1 protein-coding gene and 1 pseudogene are annotated in these 2,070 nt (G+C 31.4%); both read left to right on the top strand.

Translation table 11 applies throughout. From position 1 onward, the window contains the following. The coding region (locus E1171_RS02290; protein ID WP_155203675.1) for a TolC family protein at positions 1–804 on the top strand (804 nt) is incomplete at its 5' end. A gap of 138 nt (positions 805–942) precedes the next feature. Further along, a pseudogene (locus E1171_RS02295) lies at positions 943–1,122 on the top strand (IS6 family transposase); the annotation flags it as partial. Positions 1,123–2,070 lie beyond the last annotated feature (948 nt).

Consider the following 2,070-nt stretch of genomic DNA (forward strand, 5'->3'; position numbering starts at 1 on the left):
GTAAAAAAGTCTTACTTAAGGTTTAAACATGGGCATGAATCAGAGATTAATTATCTCATCTCCCGTCAGGATTACATAAGGGATACCGTTCGTTTAATAAATCAAAAAATACAAATTAGAGAGGCTAAAATAGCACTTAATGTTTTATTAAGTAGAAAGCCATCTAGGGCCTTTATCCCAACAGATAGTTTATCTTTTCCCCCAAAAAAACCTGTTTCCTATTTCTTGCAAAATATGTATAAACTAAACCCAAGGCTTATAACAACTCAAGCAATTTCTAGAACTGCAAATTTTTATTGGAAATTGATAAAGGCAGAACGTTTCCCATTAATAAACTTTCATTTAAGTTATTCTTTTTTAAATTATAATTCTGAAGTTAACTTTTTAGAGGATAACCAAGCAAATGCACTTACCTTGGAGGTGGTTTTCAATTGGAAAATATTTCAGGGATTTACTCTTAACATTAGGGAAAAAAATGCCAAGGTCGCTTTTCAAAAAAGTCGTCTTAGAATTGATCAACTAGAACTGGAGCTAGAGGCTTTAATTCAAAGTGCATTTATTAGATATTCAGAGGCTTATGAGATCTTGTATTTACAAAAGGAGAATCTAGAAAATGCCAAAAGAAATATTAAATTAGCTATAAGGAGTTATGATCATGGTGAAATAGATTTTGACGATTATAGACAGATTCAGTACGATTTGGTTGAAACAGCTACTGACTATGTAGGCACTCTCTTCTCTTTAAGAGAAGTAGAAACTGAATTGTTATTTTTAAGTGGAACAATAATAAATCATATCAATTAACTGAATTACTCCGCCATTTTTTTTGAAAAATGGAGAAACAGAAATTCTTGGTAAGAGAAATTTTGGCTCTGTTTCAAACTTCTAGTTTTAAATTTACACCTTGTTATCTTTCCCTAATAAATGCTAATCACCGTAGCAATGAATAATTTTAAGTATCGCCAATTTGAAGAAGAGATTTTTATTCAGTGTATTCGCTGGTATTGTAAATATGGGATAAGTTATAGAGAGCAGGAGGAAATGATGTTGGAACGAGGTATCGATGTATACCACACCACTATTTATCTTTGGGTCAAACGTTTTGCTCCTGAAATTGAAAGATGCGTTGGTTTTTGCAAGGAGGAACGACAGGCTCCTATAGAGTGAAGAGAAAAACCCCTTTAATTGAAAGGCAATTTAACCTATACTCATCACTTAATTTTTAGGGAGCAGAGACTTGAAAGGACAAAATATTGGCCTTCTTTAACCTTTGCAACAGAGCCTTAATATCTATCCGTTTAAGTGAATTTCTAGATTGTAATTTTTAGAAATTGAATGATCGTTTATTCTTTATTATTTATTTTCAATTTTTTGCATTCTAAAAATTACAATGGCGTTTTTCTTTTAAAGGGTTGACATCTATTCCCATGGATAATGCACGCAGGAAGTTTAATTTATTCGAGGTCCCCAATTTGGGTACCTGGGACAATTCAATATTAAAATCTGAGAATAAAATATTTGTACAGTTATTTATACAAATTCAAAATCCGGTGATTAATACTTCCCTATCTCCAAATTATTTGTCTGTTATGAAACTTCACCAAACGATAATCCTGAAATTTTTAACTCATTGGAGATATTGATTGACAGTGATTCGCCTTAAATCCAAGACCTTGGCAGCCGAGTGATTGCTCAACTACTTCGGTATTAATAATATTAACTGTTTGATAATATACAATTTACCCTATCAAATTGACACATTTACCATCGGAATCGCCCTGTCTTTCCTCCTAAAATCACACCTCTAAGGTGTCCCTTTTTTGAAACGTATTATTAAGAAAAAAATGGTTTAAAAAGGAATTTCAAAAATGATAATGGTGTTCATAATTGTATCCAAGCAAATTAATTATCTATTTAAACAGTGTAATTATGAGTTTAAGAGACAATTCAAATTTATGCACTATAATATGCATTTTCACATTTCTAGTTTCCTGCAGATCATTAAATAAAGTACATATTTTAGAGCAATCCTTTGAAGGTTTTAAACCTATTCCTCCAATTGATTACGAT

It is taken from the genome of Xanthovirga aplysinae, from assembly GCF_009711365.1.
In the GTDB taxonomy this organism is placed as follows: Bacteria; Bacteroidota; Bacteroidia; order Cytophagales; family Cyclobacteriaceae; genus Xanthovirga; species Xanthovirga aplysinae.